General features: G+C 67.8%; 22 protein-coding genes and 1 pseudogene. 12 read left to right on the top strand and 11 right to left on the bottom strand.

What is annotated here, in order from left to right:
* Positions 1-220 (bottom strand): annotated as a pseudogene (locus KRX52_RS15845) (NAD(P)(+) transhydrogenase (Re/Si-specific) subunit alpha); the annotation flags it as partial.
* A 316-nt stretch (positions 221-536) separates the two neighbouring features.
* On the opposite strand from KRX52_RS15845, the gene KRX52_RS15840 reads away from it, so the two are divergent.
* From KRX52_RS15840 to KRX52_RS15825, 4 genes are all read left to right on the top strand, one after another.
* Entirely contained in the window at positions 537-857 is a 321-nt protein-coding gene (locus tag KRX52_RS15840) for an ArsR/SmtB family transcription factor (protein WP_217682685.1), read from the top strand.
* The gene (locus tag KRX52_RS15835; RefSeq protein WP_217682684.1) at positions 854-1,294 is read left to right on the top strand and encodes a YeeE/YedE family protein; all 441 of its coding nucleotides are present in this window, start codon (positions 854-856) and stop codon (positions 1,292-1,294) included. The genes KRX52_RS15840 and KRX52_RS15835 overlap by 4 nt, the downstream gene beginning before the upstream one ends.
* Positions 1,291-1,707, top strand: coding sequence for a DUF6691 family protein (locus KRX52_RS15830; protein WP_217682683.1), 417 nt, complete (start codon positions 1,291-1,293; stop codon positions 1,705-1,707). Before KRX52_RS15835 ends, KRX52_RS15830 begins: the two co-directional genes overlap by 4 nt.
* A 117-nt stretch (positions 1,708-1,824) precedes the next feature.
* Positions 1,825-2,295 (top strand): c-type cytochrome, encoded by a 471-nt coding sequence (locus KRX52_RS15825; protein WP_217682682.1) that lies wholly within the window; start codon positions 1,825-1,827, stop codon positions 2,293-2,295.
* A gap of 103 nt (positions 2,296-2,398) precedes the next feature.
* On the opposite strand, the gene KRX52_RS15820 is transcribed toward KRX52_RS15825, so the two are convergent.
* From KRX52_RS15820 to KRX52_RS15795, 6 genes are all read right to left on the bottom strand, one after another.
* Positions 2,399-3,094, bottom strand: a complete 696-nt coding sequence (locus tag KRX52_RS15820; protein ID WP_217682681.1) for a cytochrome b/b6 domain-containing protein — start codon at positions 3,092-3,094, stop codon at positions 2,399-2,401.
* A gap of 49 nt (positions 3,095-3,143) precedes the next feature.
* Entirely contained in the window at positions 3,144-3,920 is a 777-nt protein-coding gene (locus KRX52_RS15815; protein WP_217682680.1) for an N-acetylmuramoyl-L-alanine amidase, read from the bottom strand.
* An 83-nt stretch (positions 3,921-4,003) separates the two neighbouring features.
* Positions 4,004-4,864, bottom strand: coding sequence for an endonuclease/exonuclease/phosphatase family protein (locus KRX52_RS15810; protein WP_217682679.1), 861 nt, complete (start codon positions 4,862-4,864; stop codon positions 4,004-4,006).
* Positions 4,865-4,876: 12 nt separating this feature from the next.
* Positions 4,877-5,521, bottom strand: coding sequence for a thiol:disulfide interchange protein DsbA/DsbL (locus KRX52_RS15805; protein WP_217682678.1), 645 nt, complete (start codon positions 5,519-5,521; stop codon positions 4,877-4,879).
* A 151-nt stretch (positions 5,522-5,672) separates the two neighbouring features.
* Entirely contained in the window at positions 5,673-6,278 is a 606-nt protein-coding gene (locus tag KRX52_RS15800; protein ID WP_217682677.1) for a c-type cytochrome, read from the bottom strand.
* Between the two features lie 45 nt (positions 6,279-6,323).
* Positions 6,324-6,620, bottom strand: a complete 297-nt coding sequence (locus tag KRX52_RS15795; RefSeq protein WP_217682676.1) for a c-type cytochrome — start codon at positions 6,618-6,620, stop codon at positions 6,324-6,326.
* A gap of 219 nt (positions 6,621-6,839) precedes the next feature.
* Here KRX52_RS15795 and yihA point away from each other — a divergent pair, with 219 nt between their 5' ends.
* On the top strand, positions 6,840-7,490 hold the full coding sequence (gene yihA / locus KRX52_RS15790) for a ribosome biogenesis GTP-binding protein YihA/YsxC (protein ID WP_217682675.1): 651 nt from the start codon (positions 6,840-6,842) through the stop codon (positions 7,488-7,490).
* 226 nt (positions 7,491-7,716) lie between these two features.
* Here the strand turns inward: yihA and polA are convergent, their stop codons facing one another.
* Positions 7,717-10,512 carry a DNA polymerase I gene (gene polA, locus KRX52_RS15785; protein ID WP_217682674.1) on the bottom strand — a complete coding sequence of 932 codons (2,796 nt, stop codon included), beginning with the start codon at positions 10,510-10,512 and terminating at the stop codon, positions 7,717-7,719.
* Positions 10,513-10,589: 77 nt separating this feature from the next.
* Between polA and KRX52_RS15780 the strand changes: the two genes are divergently transcribed.
* Together KRX52_RS15780 and KRX52_RS15775 are read left to right on the top strand one after the other, a co-directional pair.
* Positions 10,590-10,874: a DUF2782 domain-containing protein gene (locus KRX52_RS15780; protein ID WP_217682673.1), complete on the top strand. Its 285-nt coding sequence runs from the start codon at positions 10,590-10,592 to the stop codon at positions 10,872-10,874.
* A 31-nt stretch (positions 10,875-10,905) separates the two neighbouring features.
* Positions 10,906-11,862 (top strand): homoserine kinase, encoded by a 957-nt coding sequence (locus KRX52_RS15775; protein ID WP_217682672.1) that lies wholly within the window; start codon positions 10,906-10,908, stop codon positions 11,860-11,862.
* An 18-nt stretch (positions 11,863-11,880) separates the two neighbouring features.
* Here KRX52_RS15775 and KRX52_RS15770 read toward each other — a convergent pair whose 3' ends face one another.
* Positions 11,881-12,420: a hemerythrin domain-containing protein gene (locus KRX52_RS15770; RefSeq protein ID WP_217682671.1), complete on the bottom strand. Its 540-nt coding sequence runs from the start codon at positions 12,418-12,420 to the stop codon at positions 11,881-11,883.
* A 191-nt stretch (positions 12,421-12,611) separates the two neighbouring features.
* On the opposite strand from KRX52_RS15770, the gene KRX52_RS15765 reads away from it, so the two are divergent.
* Positions 12,612-13,013: a VOC family protein gene (locus KRX52_RS15765; protein ID WP_217682670.1), complete on the top strand. Its 402-nt coding sequence runs from the start codon at positions 12,612-12,614 to the stop codon at positions 13,011-13,013.
* A gap of 94 nt (positions 13,014-13,107) precedes the next feature.
* Here the strand turns inward: KRX52_RS15765 and KRX52_RS15760 are convergent, their stop codons facing one another.
* Positions 13,108-15,249 (bottom strand): putative bifunctional diguanylate cyclase/phosphodiesterase, encoded by a 2,142-nt coding sequence (locus KRX52_RS15760; RefSeq protein WP_217682669.1) that lies wholly within the window; start codon positions 15,247-15,249, stop codon positions 13,108-13,110.
* A 170-nt stretch (positions 15,250-15,419) separates the two neighbouring features.
* The gene (rloA3, locus tag KRX52_RS15755; RefSeq protein ID WP_217682702.1) at positions 15,420-15,890 is read right to left on the bottom strand and encodes a retropepsin-like aspartic peptidase RloA3; all 471 of its coding nucleotides are present in this window, start codon (positions 15,888-15,890) and stop codon (positions 15,420-15,422) included.
* Positions 15,891-16,124: 234 nt separating this feature from the next.
* Between rloA3 and KRX52_RS15750 the strand changes: the two genes are divergently transcribed.
* The 4 genes from KRX52_RS15750 (at position 16,125) to benB (ending at position 20,309) form a co-directional block, all read left to right on the top strand.
* On the top strand, positions 16,125-16,973 hold the full coding sequence (locus KRX52_RS15750; protein WP_217682668.1) for an IclR family transcriptional regulator domain-containing protein: 849 nt from the start codon (positions 16,125-16,127) through the stop codon (positions 16,971-16,973).
* A gap of 305 nt (positions 16,974-17,278) precedes the next feature.
* Positions 17,279-18,232, top strand: coding sequence for an AraC family transcriptional regulator (locus tag KRX52_RS15745; RefSeq protein ID WP_217682667.1), 954 nt, complete (start codon positions 17,279-17,281; stop codon positions 18,230-18,232).
* Between the two features lie 227 nt (positions 18,233-18,459).
* Positions 18,460-19,824 (top strand): benzoate 1,2-dioxygenase large subunit, encoded by a 1,365-nt coding sequence (gene benA, locus KRX52_RS15740; protein ID WP_217682666.1) that lies wholly within the window; start codon positions 18,460-18,462, stop codon positions 19,822-19,824.
* Entirely contained in the window at positions 19,821-20,309 is a 489-nt protein-coding gene (gene benB / locus KRX52_RS15735; protein ID WP_217682665.1) for a benzoate 1,2-dioxygenase small subunit, read from the top strand. Before benA ends, benB begins: the two co-directional genes overlap by 4 nt.
* Positions 20,310-20,411 lie beyond the last annotated feature (102 nt).

The raw sequence follows: 20,411 nt of genomic DNA, 5'->3' as shown, positions 1-20,411 counted from the left end.
CGACCACCTTGAGCACCAGGGCAGCGCCCAGCGCGGCGGCGGCATCGCCGAGGTGGGCGCCGACGGCGGCATAGGCGTCGTCGGGGATGCTGGCGGCCAGGCCGGCACCGCTCTGCACGATGACCTGGTGACCCTGGGCGAGGAGTTTCTTGACCGTTTCCGGCGTGGCAGCCACGCGGGTCTCCCCGGCGTGGGTTTCGAGCGGTATACCGATTTGCATGAGCAAATCTCCATTGGCAAACGAAATTGTTGTTATGTGTCGCCCCCGCTGGGCGCCTGATCCACTGGCTTGGCAGGCCGGCGGCGCTGTGCGCGCGCCGGCGGCGGGGCGTAATTGAGGGGCATTGTGCCGGCGTGGGCGTGGGCGGTTCAAGAGGTTGGCGTTTAATTTCTACGAAATTGCAAGTCGACTTTGGCCAAAAATAGCGGGTTTCTACACCTAAAGTAGACGTGCGGCTGGGCTGTTCGTAATCAATATATTTAAAAATAGATTGTAGTAAGGTAAATTGTTCACAGACTAATCGCCGGGAGTCGCCATGACGGTCGCCTGTCTCGATCTCGCGCGGCTGCGCGCCAATGCCGATGCGGCCAGCAGTCTGCTGAAGACCCTGGCCAATCCGGATCGTCTGCTGCTGCTGTGCCAGCTGGCCGAGGGCGAGCGCAGCGTTGGCGAACTGCAGGCGCAGCTGGGCATCGTCCAGCCGACCCTGTCGCAGCAGCTGGCGGTGCTGCGCCGCGAGGGGCTGGTCGCCACCCGCCGCGACGGCAAGCAGATCCACTACCGTGTCGCCGATCCCGCCGTCCTGGCGGTCATTCATACCCTGTATCAACTGTTCTGCGCGGAGGAGCGTCCATGACCATCGACTGGGCCCATTTCACCCCTTGGAGTGCCTTGGCCGGCGGCATCCTGCTCGGCCTGGCTACCGGCCTGTTCGTCCTCGCCAACGGCCGCATCGCCGGCATCAGCGGCCTGCTCGGCAGTCTGCTCAAGCCGAAGGCCAGCGGCTGGCTGGACAGCTTGCTATTCATTCTCGGTCTGCTGCTGGCGCCTTGGCTGTGGCTGGCGTTTGCCGAGCTGCCGGTGATCGAGATGCAGGTCGGCGTGCCGGGGCTGCTGCTGGCCGGCCTGCTGGTCGGCTTCGGCGCGCGCCTGGGCGCCGGCTGCACCAGCGGCCACGGCATCTGCGGCCTGTCGCGGCTGTCGCCGCGCTCGCTGGTGGCGACCCTGTGCTTCATGGCCACCGGCTTCGCCACTGTCTTCGTCGTCCGCCACCTGCTGGGAGCTGGAGCATGAATCGTCTGACTGCATTCATCGCCGGGCTGCTGTTTGGCGTCGGCCTGCTGCTGGCCGGCATGGCCGATCCGGCCAAGGTGCTGGCCTTCCTCGACCTGGCCGGTAACTGGGATCCGTCGCTGGCCCTGGTCATGGGCGGCGGCATCGCCGCGGCGCTGCTGCCGTTCGCGCTGGCCAAGCGCCGCACGCAGTCGCTGACCGGCTGCCCGATGCAGTTGCCGAGCAAGCGCGCGCCGGATCGGGCGCTGGTGATTGGCAGCCTGCTGTTCGGCACCGGCTGGGGCATCGCCGGCATCTGCCCGGGGCCGGCGGTGGTGGTGTTGGGCAGCGGCAACCTCGCCATCCTGCCGTTCTTCCTCGCCATGCTCGCCGGCCTGGGCCTGTTCCGCTGGTATGAAAGCCGCCGCGGCTGAGGGGCGCGATTCGCCCGTGCGGGTATGCCGGGCGCTGGGGAACGGGCTACTCTAGAGCGCTTGCCGGCCCTGGCCGGCACTTCTCGTGCTTAGTCTCAAGGAAAGGGAGAACACCCGATGCTGAACAAACTGATCGCCGGCACCGCCGGTTTGCTGCTGACCTGCACCGCCGGCCTGGCCGTGGCCCAGGTCAGCCCGGAAGACCAGATCGAGTACCGCAAGGCCGGCTACAGCTTCATGGCCTGGAACATGGGTAAGATCAAGGCGCAGGTCGTCGAGGGCTCGGTGGCCTATGACCAGCAGCAGGTGGCCGCCGCCGCCAACGCCATCGCCGCCATCGCCAACTCGGGCATGGGCGCACTGTACGGCCCGGGCACCGAGAAGTCGGTGGGCAAGGAAAAGACCCGGGTCAAGCCGGAGTTCTTCACCCAGAAGGAAGAGGTCGCCAAGGTGGCCATTGCCTTCAACCAGGCCGCCAACAACCTGGCCAAGGTGGCTGCCGGGGGCGACAAGGCGCAGATCGCCCAGGCCTTCGGCGACGTGGGCAAGAGCTGCAAGGGCTGCCACGACAAGTTCCGCATGGACTGACGGGGCCGGCGCTGCGGCTGCTGCCGCGGTGGTGCGCGGTGCGCACCGGGCGGTACGCAACGAACAAGGGCGACCCGCGGGTCGCCCTTTTTATTGGGTTGCCCTACCAGGCCGGGGTGCTCTGCACCGGCGCGGGCGGCGGGGTCGGAATCCAGCTGCCGTTGGCCGCCCAGAGGGTGGCGGCGGCGATGGCCAGGGCGACGATCAGCGCCGGCAGGCTGCCGCCACTGGCGGGCTTGATCGGCCGGTTCGCCGGCACCCGGCGCTTGCCGTGGAGCATGGCCTCGATCAGGTTCTCGCCGCGCACCAGGCGGTAGAACAGCAGCGCGGCCAGGTGCAGGACCACCAGCGCCACCACCAGCCACAGGCCTTGGCGGTGCAGGCTGGTCAGGCGGCTGCTGGTCTCGGAGTCGACCAGGCGGTACAGCGGCCCGGTGAAGGCGATGTCGTCGTTGGCCACCAGGCCGCTGGCGACCTGGAAGCCGAGGGCGGCGAGCATCGCCAGCACCGACAGCCAGCCCAGCGGGTTGTGCCCGCCGCCGTGCCATTCACCGCGCAGATAGGCCGGCAGGCTGCGGGGCAGGCGCAGCACCTGGCCGAAGCGTACGTAGGTGGAGCCGAGCACGCCCCACGCCAGGCGGAAGGCCAGCAGGCCGGCGATCAGCAGGCCGAGGCGGCCGTGCCAGACCATCCAGTTGCCGCCGCTCCAGCCGGTGACCAGGGCGCCAATGACGCTGAGCGCCAGCGACCAGTGGAAGACGCGGGTGGGCAGGTCCCAGATTCGGATATGCAGGGTCATGGGCTTTCCTTGGCGTGAGTCGATGGCGGGCAGTCTAACCTGTCGTGGGTCACTCGACCGGCGGCAGGGCCAGCAGCAGGGCGGCGCTGTGCACGTCGGGCTGGCCGTCGTGCTGCTCCGGACGGTACTTCATCTGGAAGGCGGCGAGCACGTTGCGCGTGGCCTGGTCCAGCTGGCCGTGCTGCGGCACCGCATAGCCGGCGCGCTCGAGCTGGTGCTGGAACCAGGCGACCTCCGGCACGCGGCCGTCCAGCTGGCGCAGCTTGTCCTGCACCGTAGCGGCCTTGGGCCAGGGGATCAGCCCGGCCGCGGCGAGCTGGCGCCAGGGGAACAGCGGCCCCGGGTCGACCTTGCGCTGCGGGGCGATGTCGCTGTGGCCGACGATGTTGGCCGGAGCCACCCCGTGGCGGGCCTGGATGTCCTTGAGCAGGGCGATCAGGCGGTCGATCTGGGGCTGCGGGTAGGCATGCCAGCGGCGTCCCGCGGGGGTGTCCTCGTAGCCGGGATTGACGATCTCGATGCCGATCGAGCTGGCGTTCAGCCAGGTGCGCCCGCGCCACTGGCTGTCGCCGGCATGCCAGGCGCGACGGTTCTCGTCGACCATGCGGTAGATCTTCGCCTGGTCGGCCGGCAGCAGGTAGTGGGCGCTGACGCCGCCGTGGCTGAGGGTCTTCAGCGAGTCGGGCAGGTCGCTGGAGGTGTAGTGGAGGACGATGAATTCGACCCGGCTGCTCTGGTCGCGCGACGGGTAGCGGTCGTCGATGCGCAGGCTGCCGGCGCAGCCGGCGAGCAGCAGGGTGAGGGCAAGCAGGGGGAGAATCTTCATCGGTGTGCGGCGGAGGATCTGGTGCGGACGGCCAGCATACGCCGTTGCGCGGTACGCGGCGACCGCGCGCCAGCCGGCGGTGTTCAGGCCGGCCGCGGCAGCTCCATCAGCTGCTGCGGGCGCAGGACGGCGGGCAGGCGGATATCCACCGCCACCGGCAGGTGGTCGGAGATCGGCGCATCCAGCACGCGCATGCGCTCGAGGGTCAGCTGCGGGCTGAGCAGGATATGGTCGATGCAGCGCTGCGGTTGCCAGCTGGGATAGGTGGCGCGGGTCTGCGGGGCGACCAGGCCGAGATCGCGCAGCGGCGAGTCTTCCAGCAGTTCGCCGGCATGGGTGTTCATGTCGCCCATCAGCACGCAGTGGCGGTAGCCCTGGATCAGTTCGCGGATGTAGGCCAGCTGGCGGGTGCGCACCTTGGTGCCGAGGGCCAGATGCATCATCACCACCGCCAGCGCCTCCGGGCCTTCGCCGAAGCGCAGCAGGATGGCGCCGCGGCCGCGCGGGCCGGGCAGCGGGTGGTCTTCCAGCAGGCTCGGGCGCAGGCGGCTGAGCAGGCCGTTGCTGTGCTGGGCCAGGCGGCCGAGGTTGCGATTGAGCTGCTGGTACCAGTAGGGGAAGTTGCCGAGCTGGGCCAGATGCTCGACCTGGTTGACGTAGTCGGAGCGCAGGCTGCCGCCATCGACTTCCTGCAGGGCGACCACGTCGAAATCGGCGAGCAGGGCGCCGATGCGCTGCAGGTTCGCCGCGCGCTCGCGGTGCGGCAGCAGATGCTGCCAGCTGCGGGTCAGGTAGTGGCGGTAGCGCTGGGTGCCGATGCCGACCTGGATGTTGAAGCTGAGCAGGCGCAGGCACTCGCCGAGGCCGCCGTCGCCGGAGGCCTGCGGGTTGTGCTGCGCGGCCCGGCTACCGGGCGCGCGCGTGGTGATCCAGCGCCTGAGCATGGTGGCGGCCGCTTACTTGGCCGGGGCGGGCTGGGCGGCGCGCTCCTTGGCGATCAGGTGGTCGGCGACCTGAATCGCGCCGCCAGGGCCGCCGGCGGTGCCGAGGTCGAAGCGGTACTTGCCGTTGACCACCAGCACCGGTACGCCGGTGATCTGGTAGGCCATGGCCAGCTTCTTGGCCTTCTCCATCTGGCCCTTGATGGCGAAGGAGTTGAAGGTGCTGAGGAACTTGTCCTTGTCGATGCCCTGGCCGGCGAGGAACTCGGCCATCTCCTCCGGGGTGGCCAGCTTCTTGCCTTCGCGGTGGATGGCCGTGAAGATGGCGTCATGCACCTTGGCTTCCACGCCCATCGCCTCGAGGGTCAGGAACATCTGGCCGTGGACGTTCCACACGCCGCCGAACATGGCCGGGATGCGCACGAAGTTGACGTCTGCGGGCAGCTGCGCGGCCCACGGCTGGATGGTCGGCTCGAGCTGGTAGCAGTGCGGGCAGCCGTACCAGAACAGCTCGACCACTTCGATCTTGCCGGGCTTGGCCACCGGTACCACGCTGGTCAGTTCGACGTACTGCTTGCCGGCCTGGATGTCCTCGGCGTGGGCGGTGGCGCCGAACAGGCTGATGCCGGCCAGCGCGGCCGAGAGAATCAGGTTACGCATGCTTGACTCCTGAACAGGATGAAGTGGTTTGCCGCACGGCTGATTGGACAGCGAGGCGGTCGACGGATTCCACGCGATTGTAGGCGAGGCGGGCAAAAAAAAGGGTGGCCATGGCCACCCTTTTTTGTGTTGCAGGCTACTGCAGGGGTGCTTAGTGCAGGCCCTGGATATAGCTGGACACCGCTTCGATGTCCTTGTTGCTCAGCTTGGCGGCAATGGAGCGCATGGTCATGGTGTCGCCGTCGTTGGTGCGCACGCCTTCGCGGAAGTTGGTCAGCTGCGTGGCCACGTAGGCCGCGTGCTGGCCGCCCAATTGCGGGAAGCCAGCCAGGTCGTTGCCTTCGCCGTTCGGCGAGTGGCAGCCGGAGCAGGCCGGCATGCCGGCAGCCAGGTTGCCGCCGCGGAACAGCGCTTCGCCGCGCGCCACCAGCTTGGGATCGGCCTGACCGACGCTGCCTTTCTGGCTGGCGAAGTAGGCGGAGATGTCGGCCAGATCCTGATCGCTCAGGTTGTCCAGCAGGCCGGTCATCGGCACCACCGGGCGTGCGCCACTCTTGATGTCCTTCATCTGCTTGAGCAGATAGCGTTCACCCTGGCCAGCCAGCTTCGGGAAGGTCGGTGCCGGGCTGTTGCCGTCAGGACCGTGGCAGGCGCCGCAGACGGCTGCCTTGGTTTGTCCGGCAGTGGCATCACCAGCGGCTTGAGCCAGGCCAGTCACGCCCAGGGTCAACAGCAGACTCACGAGTAGTTTGTTCATCAGCTAATCCAACTACGGCTAAGGGGGGAAAGGGGTGTGTCGGGCTTACTTGGGCGTGCTCATCCACTGGATGATGGCCTGGTAGTCCTCGGCGGTGCAGTCCATGCACATGCCGCGGGGCGGCATGGCATTGAAACCATTGGTGACGCTTGCAACCAGTGCGTCCATGCCCTTGGCCAGGCGCGGTTCCCAGGCGGCCTTGTCGCCCTTGACCGGTGCCGTGGGGATGGCGCCCATATGGCAGACGCCGCAAGCACGATTGAAGACCGCTTCCGGATCCTGGGCAGCCTGCACCGAGAAGGTGGCGGCGACGAGCGACACAGCAAGCAACAGTTTCTTCATGGTCGACCTCATTTCATCAGGGGGAAACGGCCCGGCATTCTGCTGGCGGGGTCCGTCCGCATGGGCACTAACTTGAGAACAAAGCGCACACAAAATCCGTGGCATTATATACAGGCGACGTCAAAACGGAAACGGAACCGCCGCGCGCGACACTTCGTCGCAGCTCACCCCAGTCCCAGCCTGCCATGCATGTGTGCAGGCGCAGCACAGGCCCACGCCATGTTCGTCAAGAATCCCATCCTCGGTCTGTGTCAGCAGGCCTCCTTCATCAAGAGTGCCGCGCAGGTCGATCAGTGCCCGCCGGACGAGGGCTGCGAAGTGGCCTTCGCCGGGCGTTCCAACGCCGGCAAGTCCAGTGCGATGAACACCCTGACCCATGCCCGCCTGGCGCGCACCTCGAAGACTCCGGGGCGGACCCAGCTGCTCAACTTCTTCCGTCTCGACGACCAGCGCCGCCTGGTCGACCTGCCCGGCTACGGCTACGCCAAGGTGCCGATCCCGCTCAAGCAGCACTGGCAGCGCCACCTGGAGGCCTACCTGGGCAGCCGCCACAGCCTGGTCGGCGTAGTCCTGCTGATGGACATCCGTCATCCGCTGACCGAATTCGACTGCCTGATGCTCGACTGGACCAAGGCCAGCTGCCTGCCCATGCACATCCTGCTGACCAAGGCCGACAAGCTGACCTACGGGGCGGCGAAGAACGCGCTGCTCAAGGTGCAGAAGGACATCCGCCAGGGCTGGGGCGAGGTGGCCAGCGTGCAGCTGTTCTCCGCGCCCAAGCGGCAGGGCATCGAGGAGGCGCAGGCGGTGCTGGCCGGCTGGATGGGCCTGCTGGGGGCGGAAGACGCCGAGGAAGCGGCGGACGCCTGAGGTTGGCGGCGGACAAAAAAAACCCGGTCTTCCGTTGGGGGGATGGAAGTCCGGGCTTCAATACCGGATCGCCAGGGCGGGGGATCCGGATTCTCAGTGTGAACAGAACAACAACAATCCACAGAGGGGTCTGCCAACCACTCAATCAATCTGACTGAGTGCCCTGGCGAAAGTTCAGCCGTTGGTCGGCTTTCGGCGACGTCGAGCGACTGCCGCCGGCCGCGTCTCAGTGCGCCTCGTCCCAGTTGCTGCCCACCCCGGCCTCCACCAGCAGCGGCACGTCCAGCTGGGCGGCACCGCTCATCAGCGGCAGCAGGCCGGCCTTGAGCGCCTCGACCTGATCCTCGCGCACCTCCAGCACCAGTTCGTCGTGCACCTGGAGGATCATCCGTGCATCCAGTCCGGACGCCGGCAGCCAGGCGTCCACCGCCACCATCGCATGCTTGATGATGTCCGCCGCGGTGCCCTGCATCGGCGCGTTGATTGCCGTGCGCTCGGCCGCCTTGCGCATGGCGCCGTTCTTGGCATGGATCTCCGGCAGGTACAGGCGGCGGCCGAACAGCGTCTCCACAAAGCCCTGCTCGGCGGCCTGCGCGCGGGTGCGCTCCATATAGGCCAGCACCCCAGGGTATCTGGCGAAGTAGCGATCGATGTAGGCCTGCGCCTGCTTGCGGTCGACGCCGATCTGCTTGGCCAGGCCGAAGGCGCTCATGCCGTAGATCAGGCCGAAGTTGATCGCCTTGGCGCTGCGCCGCTGCTCGGTGGTCACCTGCTCCAGCGCGACGCCGAACACCTCGGCGGCGGTGGCGCGGTGCACGTCGCGGCCGTGGCGGAAGGCGTCCAGCAGGCCCTCGTCCTGGGCCAGGTGGGCCATGATGCGCAGTTCGATCTGCGAGTAGTCGGCAGCGACCAGCCGGTAGCCCGCCGGGGCGATGAAGGCCTGGCGGATGCGCCGGCCCTCGGCGGTGCGGATCGGGATGTTCTGCAGATTCGGGTCCGAGGAGGACAGCCGGCCGGTGGCGGTCACCGCCTGGTGGTAGCTGGTGTGGATGCGCCCGGTGCGCGGGTTGATCTGCTCCGGCAGCTTGTCGGTGTAGGTGCTTTTCAGCTTGCTGACGCTGCGGTAGTCCATCAGCACCTGCGGCAGCGCGTAGTCCATCTCGGCCAGTTCGGCCAGCACGCTTTCCGCGGTGGAGGCCTGGCCCTTGGCGGTCTTGCTGAGGATCGGCAGGCCGAGCTTGTCGTAGAGGATGGCGCCGAGCTGCTTGGGCGAGGCGAGGTTGAACTCCTCGCCGGCCAGCTCGAAGGCCTGGCGCTGCAGCTGCTGCATCTTCTCGCCCAGCTCGACGCTCTGCTGGCCGAGCAGCCTGGCGTCGACCAGCGCGCCGTGGCGCTCGATGCGCGCTAGCACTGGCACCAGCGGCATCTCGATCTCGGTCAGCACCTTGGCCAGCGACGGGATGGCTTCCAGCTTGCCCCACAGGGCCTGGTGCAGGCGCAGGGTGACGTCGGCGTCCTCGGCGGCGTAGGGGCCGGCCTGCTCGAGGGCGATCTGGTCGAAGGTCAGCTGCTTGGCGCCCTTGCCGGCGATGTCCTCGAAGCGGATGGTGCCGTGGCCGAGGTACTTCAGCGCCAGGCTGTCCATGTCGTGGCGGGTCGCGGTGGAGTCCAGCACGTAGGATTCCAGCATGGTGTCGAAGGCCACGCCGCGCACCTTGATGCCGTAGCGGGCGAGGATGTTCATGTCGTACTTGGCATGCTGGCCGACCTTGGCCTTGGCCGGGTCTTCCAGCAGCGGCTTGAGCGCGGCCAGCACCGTGTCGCGGTCGAGCTGCTCGGGAACGCCCATGTAGCTGTGCGCCAGTGGCACGTAGGCCGCCTCATGGGCGCTGACGGCGAAGGAAATGCCGACCAGCTCGGCCTGCTGGGCGTCGAGGCCGGTGGTCTCGGTGTCGAAGGCGAACAGCTCGGCCGCCTTGAGCTTGGCCAGCCAGGCGTCGAACTGCGCGGGTTCCAGCACGGTCTCGTAGTGCTGCTCGGGCGCGGCGGGCGCTGGCTCCGCGCTCTCGGCGGCGTCCGCGGCAGGGGCCGCGAGGTCGGCGGCCGGAGCGCCGGCCGCAGGACCGCCTGCCGCCTTGGCCTCGCGCAGCAGGTCGTCCAGCCAGTTCTTGAATTCCAGCTCGCGGTACAGCGGGACCAGCGCCTCGCGGTCCGGCGCGCTCGGGTGCAGCTGGTCGAGGCCCAGCTGCAGCGCCACGTCGGTCTTGATGGTGGCCAGCTGGTAGGACAGGTAGGCCATCTCGCGGTGTTCCTCGAGCTTGGCCGGCAGCGACTTGGCGCCGCGGATCGGCAGCGCCGGCACCTGGTCGAGGTTGGCGTAGATCACGTCGAGGCCGCCGCCCAGGCCCTGCAGCAGGCCCAGCGCGGTCTTCTCGCCGACCCCCGGCACGCCGGGGATGTTGTCGACCTTGTCGCCCATCAGCGCCAGGTAGTCGATGATCAGCTCCGGGCCGATGCCGAACTTGGCCGTGACGCCGTCGCTGTCCATATAGGTCGGCGGGTTGGTCATGGTGTTGACCAGGATGATGTGGCCGTTGACCAGCTGGGCCATGTCCTTGTCGCCGGTGGAGATCACCACCGGGCGGTCGGCCGCCGCGCTGGAGCGCGCCAGGGTGCCGATCACGTCGTCGGCCTCCACCCCCTCGATGCATAGCAGTGGCAGGCCCAGCGCCTTGACGCAGGCGTGCAGCGGCTCGATCTGCACCCGCAGGTCGTCCGGCATCGGCGGGCGGTGCGACTTGTAGTGCTCGAACAACTCGTCGCGGAAGGTCGGCCCCTTGGCATCGAACACCACCGCGAACGGGCTGTCCGGGTACTGGCGGCGCAGGCTCAGCAGCATGTTCAGCACGCCCTTCACCGCCCCGGTGGGTAGGCCGCGCGAGGTGTGCAGCGGCGGCAGCGCGTGGAAGGCGCGGTACAGATAGGAGGAACCGTCCACCAGGACGAGAGGGGCTAGACTCATAGGGAAATCGACTCTTGGGCAATGCGACCGAGGTAAGATGACGGGGTCATTCACTTCAAAGGGACAAGGTTACCATCATGCGTGCAATCAACCTTCTGCTGCTCGCCGGCCTCCTGGCCGCCGCCCCGCTTGCCGCCATCGCCCAGGACGAGGCGCCGAGCGCCGAGCCGGACGTGACCATCCGCCAGGAGGGCGACAAGACCATCCAGGAATACCGCGTCAACGGCTTCCTCTACGCCATCAAGGTCACGCCGAAGATCGGCAAGCCGTACTTCCTGGTGCGCGCCGACGGCGACAGCAACTTCATCCGTTCGGACAAGCCGGACATGCTGATTCCGCAGTGGGAAATCTTCCGCTGGTAAGGCGCACCACGAACTGCCGCAGGTAACCGTCATGTCCGTCTTCACCCCGCTGGAACGCCACGAACTGGAAGCCTTCCTCGCGCCCTATGGGCTCGGCCGCCTGCTGGAGTTCGAGGGCATCGCCGCCGGCACGGAGAACAGCAACTTCTTCGTCAGTCTGGAGCGCGGCGAGTATGTGCTGACCCTGATCGAGCGCGGGCCGCGGGAGGACCTGGGCTTCTTCATCGCCCTGCTCGACGTGCTGCAGCAGGCCGGCCTGCCGGTGCCCTACGCGGTGCGTACCGCGGACGGCCAGGCGCTCGGCGAACTGGCCGGGCTGCCGGCGCTGCTGCAGCCGCGCCTGCCCGGCCGCCACGTGGCGCAGCCCAACCCGCACCACTGCCACGCGGTCGGCGAGCTGCTGGCGCGCCTGCACCTGGCCACCCGAGGCGAGATGATCGAACGGCCGAGCGACCGCGGCCTCGACTGGATGCTCGCCGAAGGCCCGCTGCAGGCCCTGCGCCTGGACGACGACAGCCGCCAGCTGCTGAAGACGGCCCTGGCGGAAATCGTCCAGCTGCGCCCGCGCCTCGCCCACCTGCCGCAGGCCAACCTGCATGGCGACCTGTTCCACGACAACGTGCTGTTCGACGGCAACCGGCTGAGCGGGGTGATCGACTTCTACAACGCCTGCTCCGGGCCGATGCTGTACGACTTGGCGATCGCCGCCAACGACTGGTGCGCGGAGCCGGGCGGCCAGTTCGATGCGCAGCGCCTGCACGCCCTGCTGGGTGGCTACGCCGCCCTGCGACCGTTCAGCGCCGCCGAGGCCGAGCTGTGGCCGGCCATGCTGCGCATCGCCTGCGTGCGCTTCTGGCTGTCGCGGCTGATCGCCGCCGAGACCTTCGCCGGCCAGGACGTGCTGATCAAGAACCCCGACGAATACCGGCGGCTGCTGGCCGCGCGGCAGACGCTGGATGCCGGGCTGGGCCTGCCGTTCGCCCTGTGAGGACGGCCGGTCGGTCGCTCAGCCGAGATACTTCGCCTTCAGCTGGTGCAGCAGCGTATGCAGCTGTTCGTGGCGCCCCTGGCCGATGACCTTCTCCTCGTGCGCCGCGAAACCCTGCTGCAGCGCCGCCAGGGTGGCATCGTCGAGCAGGCGCTCGGCCATGGGGAACAGCACGTCGTTCTCCTTGGCGATGTGCGCGCGCAGGTGCTCGGCGTAGGCCGTGGTGGTGGCGGCGAGCTCGGCGGCGTTGATGGTCGGTGTGCCGGCCTGGCTCATGGCCTGGACCAGAGCGCGGCCCTGGGCGTGCTCGGCCAGCAGTTCGTCGATGAAGCCGCCGTGTTCGGCGAGGCCGGCCCTGGCCATGGCCGGAAACAGCAGGCCTTCCTCCTTGCCGTGGTGGCACTGGTCGACGAACTCGCGAAGGAAGCCGAGGAACTCGGCCAGGTCGCCGGGCGCCAGTGCGTTGCGCTGCGCCCGCTCGGCCATGCGCTCGAGAATCCGCAGGGCGGAGAGGATGGCGTCGTGCTCGTGGGTGAGATCGCTGATGATCTGGCTCATGGGGCTCTCCGCAGCAAGGGCAGGCTTTCAAGGCAGTCTAGGGGGCCGCGGTGGCTTGTCCAGCGGGACTGCCGCAGGCCCTGGCGCGAGCCCGGCTGTCGGCCCGCCGCCGGCCGGCATGGCGGCGCGCGGTCGTCCACCTAGACTTGTCAGCCTCTTCTGCGGCGCGCTGCCGCTGTGCGGAGGTTGCCATGAAAGTCGAACCCTACCTGTTCTTCAACGGCTGCTGCGAGGAGGCGCTGGACTTCTACGTCAAGGCGCTGGGCGCCGAGATCACCTTTCTGATGCGCATGAAGGAGTCGCCCGAGCCGATGGAGCTGCCGCCCGGCGCGGAGGACAAGGTGATGCACGCCAACCTGCGCGTCGGCGACAGCAGCCTGATGATGTCCGACGGCATGTGCGCCGCGCCGACGACGTTCAGCGGCTTTTCGCTGTCGCTGGCGGCCGCGACACCGGAGCAGGCCGCGGCCTGGTTCGCCGCCCTCGGCGAGGGCGGCAAGGTCGAGATGCCGCTGCAGAAAACCTTCTGGGCCCGGTCCTTCGGCATGCTCAACGACCGCTTCGGGGTGAGCTGGATGGTCATCTGCGAGTAGCGTCGCCAGGTCGCGCCGTTGCGCAGGCCGCGCGCAGCGGGGAGCCGTGGTACTCCCCGCGCTGGCGTCGCAGCGACTCGCGCGGCCGCCGGGTTCAGGCCGGCGCCGCGTCTGCGGCGGCGGCTGGCGCCAGGGGCTGGGCCGCCAGCAGTTGTTCGGCCTGCTCCAGCGGCAGGGGCTGGCCGAACAGATAGCCCTGATAGGCCTGGCAACCCAGGCTGGCGAGCAGATCGCGCTGGCTGGCGCTCTCCACCCCTTCGGCGATCACCGCCAGGCCCATGGTCTGGCTGAGGACGATAATGGTGTGGGCAATCGCTGCGCTGTTGGGGTCCACCAGCAGGTCGCGCACGAAGGACTTGTCGATCTTCAACTGGTCCAGCGGCAGGCGCCGCAGGTAGGCGAGGGACGAATAGCCGGTGCCGAAGTCATCCAGCGAGAAGCCCACGCCGCGGGCCTTCAGAGCGGACATCTTGGCGATGACTTCCTCCACCCGCGCCACCAGCAGGCTCTCCGTCAGCTCCAGCTTCAGCCGCCGGGGGTTGGCGCCCGTTCTGGCCAGCACCTCCAGCACCTGCTCGACGAAGTCCGCGCGGGCGAACTGGCTGGCGCTGACATTGACGGCCAGGCTCAGTCCGGCGCTGGCCGGCTGCCGCGCCCAGGCGGCCAGTTGGCTGCAGGCGCTTTCCAGCACCCACAGCCCCAGTGGCAGGATCAGTCCGGATTCCTCGGCGACGGGGACGAACTCCGCCGGCGATACCAGGCCGCGCTGCGGGGATTGCCAGCGCAGCAGCGCCTCGAAGCCGAGCAGGCGGCCGTCGCGGTCCACCTGCGGCTGGTAGTACAGCCGGAACTGCTGCTTGCGCAGGCCCTCGCGCAGGCCGCTGACCAGCGCCGCGCGCTGGGTGACGGCGGCCTGCATCTGCGGATCGAAGAAGCGCAGGGCATTGCGCCCCGCTGCCTTGGCCTCGTACATGGCCAGGTCGGCCTGCTTCATCAGCTCATCGGTAGAGCTGTCCTGGGTCGGGAACAGGGTGATGCCGATGCTCACGCTGCCCTCGTAGCCATGGCCGCGCAGGCGGTAGCGCTGGTTGAGGGTGGCGAGGAGCTTGCGGCCGGCGGCTTCGGCCCGGCTGGCCGCCTCCTGCGGACTCTGGCCCAGGTCCTCGAGCATGACCACGAACTCGTCGCCGCCCAGGCGGGCGGCGGTGTCCTTGTCGCGGATGCTGGCGATCAGGCGCGCCGCCACCTGTTGCAGCAGCAGGTCCCCGGTGTCGTGGCCGCGGGTGTCGTTGAGGGTCTTGAAGTTGTCCAGGTCGATGAACAGCAGGGCCCCGCCGCTGTGGTTGCGCTGGCTGGCCGCCAGCGCCTGTTGCAGGCGGTCGAGCAGCAGGCGCCGGTTGGGCAGCCCGGTCAGCGGGTCATAGAAGGCCAGCTGCAGGATCTTGGCTTCCGCCTCCTTGCGCTGGGTGACATCGGTCTGGGTGCCCACGTAGTGGGTCACGCGGCCCTGGGCATCCCTGACCGCGGTGATGGTGACCCAGTCCGCATACTCTTCGCCGTTCTTGCGGCGGTCCCAGATCTCGCCCTGCCAGCTGCCGTTGTCCTGCAGGCTCCGCCAGATGGCCGTGTAGAAGTCCGGGGTATGCCGGTTGGACTTGATCAGGCGCGGCGTATGGCCGACGGCTTCCTCGGCCGCATAGCCGGTGGTCCGGGTGAAGGCCTGATTGACCCGCAGGATCACGCCGCGGGCGTCGGTGATGAACATGCCCTGCTGCGACTCGAAGGCGGCGGCGGCCACGCGCAGTTCGGTCTCGGCCTGCTGCAGGTGGCTCATGTCCGCATCCATGCAGAACAGCACCGGCGGATGGCCGGGGACGGTGACCAGCGTGTGGCTGGAATAGACCGGCACGCGCTGCCCGTTCTTGTGCCTGAGCTGCAGGCGCGCCGGCGGTATGCCCTGGCCGGACTCGAACATCCAGCGCATGGCGGCTTCTACCTCGTGGTGCAGGTCGGCCGGAATGATCAGCTCCAGCAGGTTGGCGCCGAGGGCTTCGCTAGCGCTGTAGCCGTAGATCCGCTCCGACGCGCGATTCCAGTAGACCACGGTGCCGTCGGCCAGATAGCCCTGGATCGACATGGCGTCCGCCTCGTCGAACAGCTTCTGGAAGCGCGCCTCGCTGACCTCCCGCGCGGGTTCCCCGGCCCACAGGGCCGGGCAAGTCGATGCCTTGGTCATGATCGTCCCTACTTCCCTGTGTGACGCGCTGCGTTAAGCATATGCCTCCGATCCGTGGGGGCGAGGTTATTTTTCAACTGTCGGCCTGGGCGAGGCCGGTGCCCTGCCGATCCGCGTCGCCGCGCGGCGGCTGGCGGCCCTCGTGGCGGCTCCGGCCGCCAGCCGCGGGGTTACGGTGCGCAGTGCGGCTGGTGGGTGAAGGTGCGCGACACGTCGATCGGGCCGAGCTTCTCCAGGGTGCGCCGACCGATCAGCACGGGATAGAGCATGTCGCCGCGGTCATTCAGGGAGAACTGCTCGGAGTAGACGCGCTGGCCGATGCACATCTGCATCAGCACCACCGGGCGGCTCTCCGCGCCGCCGGCGCCGCGCACCTTGATGCTGCGCTCGATCTTGCGCTCGAACGGTGCGCTGACCTGGGCGCCGGACTTGCTGTCCTTGACCTCGACGTTGAAACGCACCCATTTCTCGCCGTTCTTCTGGAAATGCTGGAGATCCTTGGCATCCATCGACGAGGTCAGGGCGCCGGTATCCATCTTGATCTTCACCGAAATATTCTCCGGCTGGATGATGCCTTCCTCGATCCAGCCGTACACTTCGCGCGGCTGGCTGGCGGCGAATGCCGCCGGAACCGCGAGCATGCCGAGCAGGGCCGCTGCCAGCCATTTGCGGGTTGTCTGTGCCAAGGTGTTGCCTCCTGTGGGGTGAGTGCGCCGACTATGCGCGCCGGCGGGTGAAAGCTTCGTCAACGGCAGTGGAAAAAGCCAGGGTCGACGCCGGCCAGCGGCCTGCTCGATTGCGATCCGCCGAATTCTCGTTCAATACTCCGCGCAACGCCCCCGCCAGGGGCCGGACAATAACGCCGAGAAAGTCGCATGAACGAGTTCGAATCCCCCCTGTCCCCGCCCAGCCTCGCCCCGCCGTCGCAGGTATCGCCCGCCCGGCGCATCGAGGAAATGGGCGGCGATCCGAACTTCATGAGCTCGCTGGCGCGCGGGTTGGCGGTGATCGACGCCTTCCACGAGCGCAAGCGCCAGTTGACCATCGCGCAGATCAGCCATCGCACGGCGATTCCGCGCGCGGCCGTGCGCCGTTGCCTGCACACGCTGGTCAAGCTCGGCTACGTGGGCAGCGACGACGGGCGGACCTACACGCTGCTGCCCAAGGTGCTGACCCTCGGCCACGCCTACCTGTCGTCGACGCCGCTGGCGGTGGCGGCGCAGCCGTTCCTCGACCGCCTCAGCGAGCAGCTGCGCGAGGCCTGCAGCCTGGCCACCCTGGAGGGCGACGAGGCACTCTACCTGGCCTGCACCGCCACCGCGCAGCGCTTCCTCTCGGTGGAGATCCGCGTCGGCACCCGCCTGCCGGCCTACTGCACCTCGCTGGGCCAGGTGCTGCTCGCCGCGCTGGATGAGGCGTGCCTGGACGAGTACCTGGCCGGCGCCACGCTAGCGGCGCGCACCAGCCGCACCCTGTGCGAGCCGCAGGCGCTGCGCGAGCGCCTAGCCGAGGTGCGCGCGCAGGGCTGGTGCTTCATCGACCAGGAGCTGGAAGCCGGGCTGCGCTCGATTGCCGTGCCGGTGCACGACGCCGAGGGCCGCGTGCTGGCGGCGATGAGCGTCAGCGGCCATGCCGCGCGGGTCAGTCGCGCCGAGGTGGAGGGGCGCTACCTGCCCGCCCTGCTGGCGGCCAGCCGCGAGCTGAGCGCGCAGCTGCTACGCTGAGGCAGTCGTCACGAAAGTGGGCGATTACCGCCCGCGGCCCTGTTCGGGGCAGGGCGCAATCCCTTAGTGTGCGCGCGGTCATTGCCGGTCGTCGCTGCCGCACAGTTGCCCGCGGCCCTCGCGGCTGGCCGCAAGCGCTCTGGCGCGCGGCTTTCGAGCGTTCCGGCGGCTTTCGCCAGGGGCCGCGCGGCTTTCGGCTGGGTTGCCGGGGACGCAGCGTTGTGGGTCAATGCACAAAACAGGCTGCCGCCCCGTATCCCGGGCCGCCGTCAGTGCCCATAAAAAATACAAGAGCACCGCGAGTCATGGACCGTCGTTTGTTGAACGAAAAGAGTCTGGTTTTCGCCAATGCCGATCCCCATGCGGTATCGGACTACGTCAACCAGCATGTCGGCGCCCATCGCATCCTCCTGCCCAACAGCGGGCATCCGGAGGCGAGCCTGAGCCATCGTGCCTTCGGCAGCCTGGACCTGTGCCAGATCAGCTACGGCGGCCGCGTGCATGTCACCTCGCCGGCGCTGGAAACCCTCTATCACCTGCAGATCCTCCTGCGCGGGCACTGCCTGTGGCGCGGTCGCGGCGAGGAGCACTACTTCACCCCCGGCGAACTGCTGCTGATCAACCCCGACGATCCGGTCGACCTGACCTACTCGGACGATTGCGAGAAGTTCATCGTCAAGCTGCCGGCCACCTTGCTCGACAAGGCGTGCAGCGAGAACCAGTGGCGCCATCCCGGCGAGGGCGTGCGTTTCGCGCCGCGCCACCGCCTCGAGGAGCTGGACGGCTTCGTCAACCTGATCAGCCTGGTCTGCCAGGAGGCGGAAGCCGAGCAGACGATTCCCCAGGTGCAGGAGCACTTCGCCAAGATCATCGCCAGCAAGTTGCTCGGCCTGCAGGGCAGCAACGTCAGCCGCGAGCCGCTGACGGCGGGCTGCCCGTCGTTCGAGCGGCTGGTCGAGTTCATCGACAACAACCTCAAGCAGGACATCAGCCTCGAGCAGCTCGCCGAGCTGGCGCACATGAGTGCGCGCTCGCTATACGCGCTGTTCGAAAAGCATGCCGGCACCACGCCCAAGCACTACATCCGCCAGCGCAAGCTGGAGACCATCCATGCACGGCTGAGCGACCCGCGAGCTGCGGTGCGCAACGTCACCGAAGTCGCCCTGGACTACGGTTTCCTGCACCTCGGGCGCTTCTCCGAGTGCTACAAGAGCACCTTCGGCGAGCTGCCCTCGGACACCCTGCGCCGCCGCAACTGAGCCCTCCCCGAGCGGCGGGCGCCTGCCCGCCGCGCCGCTGTCGCCTTCGTCTGCCTCCTCCGCCCCCTGCTCGCCCTGCGCTGCCGCGCGGGCCTGTCCGCTTTCGACGCGACTGTCCGCTCTGTGCAGAAAGCGGATAGCGATCGTGCAGAAAGCGGATATTGCCCGCCCGGTCGCGGGCTTAGTCTGATCTCCACAGCACAAAAACAACAACGGAGAGCACAGCCATGTCCGTGGGTCCTGATTATCTCAATTCCCTGCTCGAAGAAGACCAGGAAAAGGGTATCTACCGCTGCAAGCGGGAGATGTTCACCGACGCCGAGTTGTTCGAGCTGGAGATGAAGCACATCTTCGAGGGCAACTGGATCTATCTGGCCCACGAGAGCCAGATCGCCGAGAAGAACGACTACTACACCGTCACCATGGGCCGTCAGCCGGTGTTCATCGCCCGCAACCGTGCCGGTGAGCTGAACGCCTTCATCAACTCCTGCAGCCACCGTGGCGCCACCCTGTGCCGCTTCAAGCACGGCAACAAGGCGACCTACACCTGCCCGTTCCACGGCTGGACCTTCGACACCAACGGCAAGCTGCTCAAGGTCAAGGATCCGCTCGAAGCCGGTTACCCGGACAGCTTCAACTGCGACGGCTCCCATGACCTGACCAAGATCGCCCGCTTCGAGTCCTATCGCGGCTTCCTGTTCGGCAGCCTGAATGCCGACGTGGTCCCGCTGGTCGAGCACCTCGGCGAGTCGGCGAAGATCATCGACATGATCGTCGACCAGTCGCCGGAAGGCCTGGAAGTGGTCCGCGGCTCCTCCACCTACGTGTTCGAAGGCAACTGGAAGCTGCAGGCCGAGAACGGCGCCGACGGCTACCACGTCACCGCCACCCACTGGAACTACGCGGCCACCCAGGGCAACCGCAAGGAAAAGGATGCCGGCGACGACATCCGCGCCATGAGCGCCGGCGGCTGGGCCAAGAAGGGCGGCGGTTTCTACTCCTTCGAGAACGGCCACCTGCTGCTGTGGACCCGCTGGGACAACCCGGAAGACCGTCCGCTGTACGAGCGTCGCGACCAGCTGGCCGAGGAAGTCGGCCCGGCCCGCGCCGACTGGATGATCCAGAACTCGCGCAACCTGTGCCTGTACCCGAACCTGTACCTGATGGACCAGTTCAGCTCGCAGCTGCGCATCGCCCGGCCGATCTCGGTCGACAAGACCGAAGTCACCATCTACTGCATCGCGCCCAAGGGCGAGAGCGCCGAGGCGCGTGCCCACCGCATCCGCCAGTACGAGGACTTCTTCAACGTCAGTGGCATGGCCACCCCGGACGACCTCGAGGAATTCCGTGCCTGCCAGGAAGGCTTCCAGGGTCGCGCCCTGCCGTGGAACGACATGTCCCGCGGTGCCAAGCACTGGATCGACGGTGCCGACGAGGCTGCCAAGGAAATCCAGCTCAAGCCGCTGATGAGCGGCGCGCGCGCCGAGGACGAGGGTCTGTTCGTCCTCCAGCACCGCCACTGGCTGGCCAGCATGAAGAAGGCCGTCGAACAAGAACAACAGAACCTGATCCCCGTGGAGGCCGTGAAATGAGCATCTCCTACGAAGCCGTACGCGATTTTCTCTATCAGGAAGCGCGCTTCCTCGACGACAAGGACTGGGACAGCTGGCTCGAGCTGTACGCCGAGGACGTCAGCTTCTGGGTGCCGGCCTGGGACGACAACGACGAGCTGACCGAGGATCCGCAGAAGGAAATCTCGCTGATCTGGTACGGCCGCCGCGCCGGCCTCGAGGACCGCATCTTCCGCATCCGCACCGAGCGCTCCAGTGCGAGCATCCCGGACACCCGGACCTCGCACAACATCAACAACCTGGAGATCGTCGAGCAGGGTGAAGGCTTCTGCAAGGTGCGCTTCAACTGGCACACCCTGAGCTTCCGCTACAAGACCGTGGACCAGTACTACGGCACCAGCTTCTACACCCTGGATACCCGCGGCGCCAACCCGCTGGTCAAGGAGAAGAAGGTGGTCCTGAAGAACGACTACGTGCGCCACGTGATGGATATCTACCACATCTAAAAGAGGCGAGCGGGCCGCCCCGGCGGCCCGCATCGCTCCGGAAGGCGCGCCTTCCACCCTGCGTGCGCGCAAGGCTGCGGCCTGCGCGAAATACCAGCTCCA

Source organism: Geopseudomonas aromaticivorans (genome assembly GCF_019097855.1).
Lineage (GTDB): Bacteria > Pseudomonadota > Gammaproteobacteria > Pseudomonadales > Pseudomonadaceae > Geopseudomonas > Geopseudomonas aromaticivorans.
Note: the sequence above shows the minus strand (reverse complement) of the source record. Positions and strands in the feature narration are given on the sequence as shown.